Raw genomic sequence first — 5,833 nt, 5'->3', positions numbered from 1 at the left:
GTGCCCGCTTCGACGAGGCGTCGCAGGATGGCCTTCTCGGCGACGATTTCGGCGTAGTACCCGGCGTTCGCGGCCGTGGGGACCGTCTGGGTGAGGGTGACCAGATACGGGGCGCCGCCGATACGTTTCAGTTCGCCGCTGCGGTCCAGGCCGGCGGCCACGGTGACCGGATCGGCCGGTTCGCCGCGACCGTACAGGTCCAGGATGGCGTCGTAGACGGCCTGGTGGGCCGGGCGGTAGAAATCGCCCGAGCGCAGGACCTCCACCACATCGGCGATGGCGTCCTTGCTGAGCAGCATGCCGCCGAGAACCGATTGTTCGGCGGCCATATCGTGCGGTGGCTGGCGCCCGAAATCCTCACCGGGCGGCTCGGGTGGGAAATCCGTGTGCCCGCGGTCATCGACGACTGCCATCCGACTCGACCGTCCTCTCCTTCACGACCGGACGCACCCCTGGAGACATGGTCTACCTCGAGGGTCCGACAGGTTCACCGATACGCCGGGTGCGTCGCTGACCTGTGGTCAGACAACCCAGCTATCACCCCGAGTAAGCCGTTCCGCCATACCGCGACCGGGTGTCGCCGATGGTGCTGCGATGAACCTAAGCGAGGTTCTATCCACATGCCAAACATGGCTGGGGATAGAGCTGTGGATAACCTGTGGATAGTTCACCTCTGGTTGTGCACAACTTGTGGAGAGCCTGGGGAAAACAGAGGTCAGGCGCTCAAAAATCGCAGCTAGACCGGGATCTTTGCCATCAACACAGTGTGGATAAACAATGTATCGGCGTGTCGACAGTGTTGAACATCCGGGCGTGTTGAGTTAACGGACAGGCGAACAGATATGAGCTGGGTCACATTACGCCCGGTCGGTTTTGTGATTGATCCACAGGATCCACATCTTGTGGATAACGCGGATGCGATCGAATCGAGTGCCGGCGGCGTTTCTGCAGGCACCCGCCCCCACGAGAGATCCAGCTAATAGCCGGTTATTGAAAAAGTGGCGCAACACACCATACCGGGGACCACAGATGTGGTCCCCGGTGTCGGGTGTGTCGCGACCGGCGTCAGCCGGCGGCCACGACCTCCAGGGCGAGCTTCGCGGCGACATCGGGATGCAGGTGCACGGTGACCTGGTGCTTACCGGTGGCCTTGATATGCGCCTTCGGCAGCTCGATGCTGCGCTTGTCGAGAACCGGGCCCCCGGCCGATTTGATCGCCGTGGCGATATCGGACTGGGTGACCGAGCCGAAGAGCTTGCCGGTGCCGGCGGTCTTCACCGACAGGGAAACTCCCTCGAGGCCCTCGATGGCCTGCTTGAGTTCGTTGGCGTGGCCCAGATCGCGCACCCGGCGGGCCTCCTGGGCCCGGCGGATACCTTCGACCTGCTTCTGCGCACCGCGGGTGGCCACGATGGCCAGCCCCCGGGGCAGCAGGAAGTTGCGGCCGTAGCCGTCCTTGACCTCAACGGTGTCGCCGGGAGCGCCGAGGTTGTCCACATCGGCAGTCAGGATGAGCTTCATATGCTTGACCAGACCTTTCTCAGCGAGCCGTCGAAACGTAGGGCAGCAGCGCCATCTCACGCGAGTTCTTCACCGCGATGGCGATATCACGCTGATGCTGCACGCAGTTGCCGGTGACCCGGCGAGCGCGGATCTTGCCACGCTCACTGACGTACTTGCGCAGCAGCGGCACATCCTTGTAATCGATATCGACGAGTCCGGTCTTGGCTTCCTTGCAGAAAGCACAAGCCTTCTTCTTGAGCACCTTTTCGCGCGCCGGTGCCTTGGCCATTTTCTTTCACTCCGTATTCTTGGCGACCCGCTGGAGCGGGTCTGTGCGGGCCGTATCAGAACGGCGGTTCGTCATCCATCCGGCCGCCGCCCCCGAAGGAGCCGGCCGCGGGCGCGCTACCCCACGGGTCTTCCGCTGCGCCCTGTTCGGACCGTCCGCCGCCGCTGTTTCCGGCGTTGAAGTTTCCACCACCGCTGTTGGAACCGAATCCGCCACCGCCGCCACCCCGGCTGGTCTTGTTGACCTTGGCCGTGGCGTACCGCAGCGAGGGGCCGACCTCGTCGACCTCGAGCTCGACGACGGTGCGCTTCTCGCCCTCACGGGTTTCGAAGGAGCGCTGCTTGAGCCGCCCGCTCACGATCACCCGGGCACCCCTGGTCAGGCTCTCGGCGACATTCTCCGCCGCGTCGCGCCAGATATTGCAGCGCAGGAACAGCGCTTCGCCGTCTTTCCACTCATTGGTATTACGGTCGAAGATCCGCGGCGTCGAGGCCACGGTGAAGTTCGCTACCGCCGCGCCCGCGGGCGTGAATCGGAGCTCGGGGTCGGCCGTCAGATTACCGATGACCGTGATGACCGTATCGCCTGCTGCCATGGGGGTTCCTCCTGCTCGGTGTGCAGTCCGATTGCACTCGCCTTGTTGCGCTAGAGCCTAGAGACAGACTCCGACGAAACCGCGGTACCGCCGGAACTACTTCTCGTTGCGCAGAACCTTGGTGCGCAGCACCTGCTCGTTGAGGCCGAGCTGGCGGTCGAGTTCGCTCACCGTGGCGGGCTCGGCGGTCAGATCGACGACCGCGTAGATGCCTTCGGCCTGCTTGCTGATCTCGTAGGCGAGACGCTTGCGGCCCCAGATATCGACCTTGTCGATTTTCCCGCCCTCGGTCTTCACAACGTTGAGCATCGTGTCCAGGGACGGCCCGACGGTGCGCTCGTCCATGCTCGGATCGAGGATGACCATCACTTCGTAATGACGCACGAACCAATCACCTCCTGTGGTCTGGTGTCGGCCACGGACGTTCCGTGGCAGGAGGTCGTCGCGTCAGCAACCGGGCAAGAGTACCCGAGCCGGTGGCCCGCGGCGAAATCGATCTTCACCACCGCGTTCACCGCCATCCTGCCCGGTCGTGGCCCGATACCGGGCACGGCCGGTATTTCCGGGCCCGGGAAGGGACCGGGCCGGCCGCGACGGCGGCCACTAGGGTGGGCCGTATGACGATCGGAGCCGCCTCGCGCGCGTTCACGATCGGGCGCGTTTCCCGGCGGACGGCGGCGATCACCGCCGTACTGCTGTGCGCGATAACTCTGACGGTGGCCTTTCTCAACAAGGCGCGCTGCGCGGGCGCGCCGTTTCGCGCCGACGGCCGAAGCGTCGTGTTCGACTATTTCAAGGACGCCCGGGTCTGCTATTCCGATATCCAGTTCCTGTGGCTGGGCCGCGATATCGATCAGCACATATTTCCGTATGTGCACGGTGGTATCACCGCCGACGGCTCGCTCACGGGCGGCGCCGTGGAGTACCCGGTGCTGAGCGGGCTGCTGATGTGGCTGGGCGCGCTGGGCGCCGACAACGATGCCGTATTCCTGTTGCATTCGGCCCTGCTGCTGGCACCGTTCGCCCTGCTGACGGCCTGGTTGCTGGCCTTGCTGTCGGGCCGGGCGGCGCTGTTGTGGGCGGTGGGCCCGCCGCTGGTGCTCTACGGCTTCCACAATTGGGAGCTGCCGGTGGTGTGCACGACCGTGGCGGCGTTCGCGGTGGTGACACTGACGCGGTTCCCGCTGCGGACCCGGGGAATCATCGCCGCTGTCCTGCTCGCCCTCGGATTCTGCTTCAAGATCTATCCGGCCATCTTCGTGGTCCCACTGATGCTGTATGTGCTGACCGGCGGCGACGACAGCGACCGAGCCGGTCGCGGACGGGCACCGGATACGCGGGGCGCGCTGTTCACCGGCGGTGCCGCGCTGGCCACCGTGGTGCTGGTGAATCTGCCGTTCGCCGTGGCCGGGTTCGATGGATGGCGGGCCTCCATCGAGTTCCAGCAGCAGCGTGAGGCCGATATCACCACGAACTCGATCTGGTTCTGGGGTCTGCGGCCGTTGTTCGGCACCGACGCGGTGGGCACGGACGCGTTCGCCGACACTGTCTCCATCGCTTCCCCGGCGCTGATCGTGGCGTCGTTCGCGCTCGCTCTGTGGGTGGGCCGGCGACACTGGGCCCGCACCGGCGTTTTCCCGTGGATCGGGGTGAGCGGGGCGATGCTGTGCGGATTCCTGGTCTTCCACAAGGTGCATTCACCGCAGTACACGCTGTGGCTGGTGCCGTTCCTGGCCGTCCTCGCCGTGCCGTGGCCGGTGGTGTGGAGCTATCTCGTCGCCGACATCGCGATCGGGGTGGGCGTCTTCCGCTATTTCTACTCGATGGGCACCGGGCATTCGGTCGAGCTCATGGAGGCGGTGGTCCGCTTCGGCGTCTGGGGGCGGGCGACGCTGCTGATACTGCTGTTCTCGATTTTCCTGAAAGTCCCGCTGCGGCTGCCGCCACAACCGGATCGGGTCCCGGCCGCGGCAGCGGCGGCCGGAACGGGCGCGGTGCCGGCACGAATGAATCGGTTCCAATAAAACTAGAACGTGTTACATTCTAGGTATGGCACCTGTCGGGTTCGCGCGTACCGCCTGCCCCTACCAGCGGTAAGCGGCATATTCGAACCCGAGGGGTGACAGCGGCCGGATCAGCCGCCGCGCGGCAATTATGTAACTTGTTCCAGGCATAGGGAGACCAGCACCGCCATGCGTACCGATATCTGCGACCGGCTGGGGATCGAGTTCCCCATCTTCGCCTTCACCCACTGCCGCGACGTGGCGGCCGCGGTCAGCAACGCCGGCGGGCTCGGCGTCCTCGGGGCGGTGGGTTTCACCGCCGAGCAGCTCGAGGTCGAACTCGCCTGGCTCGACGAGCACGTCGGCGACAACCCCTACGGTGTCGACCTGGTCATTCCGTCCAAGTACGAGGGCAAGGGCATCGACGGGCTCTCCCCCGAACAGCTCGAGGCCGAACTCGCCAAGCACGTCCCGGAAGGACACCGCGAGTTCGCCGAGAAGATCCTCGCCGACCACGGCGTGCCGAAACTGCCGGAAGAGGAAGTTCACCCACAGCTGCTGGGCTGGACCGCTACCACGGCCGGACCGCAGGTCGATGTCATCCTGAAGCACCCGAAGGCGAAGCTGGTCGCCAACGCGCTGGGCACGCCGCCGCCGGAATTCGTTTCGAAGATCCAGGAATCCGGTCGTCTCATCGGCGCGCTCTGCGGTTCGGTCAAACACGCCATGAACCACAAGAACGCCGGACTCGACTTCGTGGTCTGCCAGGGCACCGAAGGCGGCGGCCACTGCGGTGAGGTCTCCTCCCTGGTGCTGTGGCCGCAGGTCATCGACGCGGTCGGCGACCTCCCGGTGCTGGCCGCGGGTGGTATAGGCGACGGCCGCCAGGTCGCCGCCGCGATGGCGATGGGCGCTGCGGGCGCGTGGACCGGCTCGATCTGGCTCACCGTGGAAGAGGCCAACGTGCCACCCGCGCAGATGAAGACCTATATCGACGCCACCAGCCACGACACCATCCGCTCGCGCGCCTGGACCGGTAAACCGGCCCGCATGCTGCGCAACGACTGGACCGACGCCTGGGAGTCGGCGGATACCCCCGATCCGCTGCCCATGCCGCTGCAGATGATGGTGGCGCTGGACGGTGTGAAGCGGGGCCACCGGTACCCGGAAGCGGCCAAGGACGTCAACTTCAACCCGGTCGGCCAGGTGGTCGGGATGATGAACAAGATGGAGCGGTCGGGCGATGTGATGAACCGGCTGATCGAGGAGTACGTCAACGCCTGCGAACGGCTCAACAAACTGAACGACAGCTTGTAATTCTGGAGCGGCTCCGCCGCTCGGGTTCGGCTGTGATTCTGGAGCGGCTCCGCCGCTAGAGGTTCGGCCCGCGTCGGCTGTCAGCGCTCGAGACTCGTGGCTTCGCCACATGCGCTTCGAGCACTG

Annotated in this window: 7 protein-coding genes; 2 read left to right on the top strand and 5 right to left on the bottom strand. The window is 65.4% G+C overall.

Annotated features, from left to right (window positions below):
• The 5 genes from ACWDU1_RS28410 to rpsF all read right to left on the bottom strand — a co-directional run.
• A partial coding sequence (locus ACWDU1_RS28410; protein ID WP_450003125.1) for a DnaB-like helicase N-terminal domain-containing protein occupies positions 1–413 on the bottom strand: 413 nt, incomplete at its 3' end.
• A gap of 652 nt (positions 414–1,065) precedes the next feature.
• Positions 1,066–1,521: a 50S ribosomal protein L9 gene (gene rplI / locus ACWDU1_RS28405; protein ID WP_450003124.1), complete on the bottom strand. Its 456-nt coding sequence runs from the start codon at positions 1,519–1,521 to the stop codon at positions 1,066–1,068.
• Positions 1,522–1,540: 19 nt separating this feature from the next.
• Positions 1,541–1,792 carry a 30S ribosomal protein S18 gene (gene rpsR / locus ACWDU1_RS28400; protein ID WP_450003122.1) on the bottom strand — a complete coding sequence of 84 codons (252 nt, stop codon included), beginning with the start codon at positions 1,790–1,792 and terminating at the stop codon, positions 1,541–1,543.
• Positions 1,793–1,847: 55 nt separating this feature from the next.
• Complete coding sequence (locus ACWDU1_RS28395) at positions 1,848–2,387, bottom strand: single-stranded DNA-binding protein (RefSeq protein WP_450003121.1); 540 nt, start codon at positions 2,385–2,387, stop codon at positions 1,848–1,850.
• Positions 2,388–2,483: 96 nt separating this feature from the next.
• A complete protein-coding gene (rpsF, locus tag ACWDU1_RS28390) occupies positions 2,484–2,771 on the bottom strand; it encodes a 30S ribosomal protein S6 (protein WP_450003120.1) in 288 nt (95 codons plus the stop codon).
• 233 nt (positions 2,772–3,004) lie between these two features.
• Between rpsF and ACWDU1_RS28385 the strand changes: the two genes are divergently transcribed.
• On the top strand, positions 3,005–4,411 hold the full coding sequence (locus ACWDU1_RS28385) for a hypothetical protein (RefSeq protein WP_450003118.1): 1,407 nt from the start codon (positions 3,005–3,007) through the stop codon (positions 4,409–4,411).
• A 168-nt stretch (positions 4,412–4,579) separates the two neighbouring features.
• Positions 4,580–5,707 (top strand): NAD(P)H-dependent flavin oxidoreductase, encoded by a 1,128-nt coding sequence (locus ACWDU1_RS28380; RefSeq protein WP_450003116.1) that lies wholly within the window; start codon positions 4,580–4,582, stop codon positions 5,705–5,707.
• Positions 5,708–5,833: the final 126 nt, after the last annotated feature.

This window comes from Nocardia sp. NPDC003345 (assembly GCF_053589395.1).
This window is presented reverse-complemented; position numbering and strand designations above follow the sequence as displayed.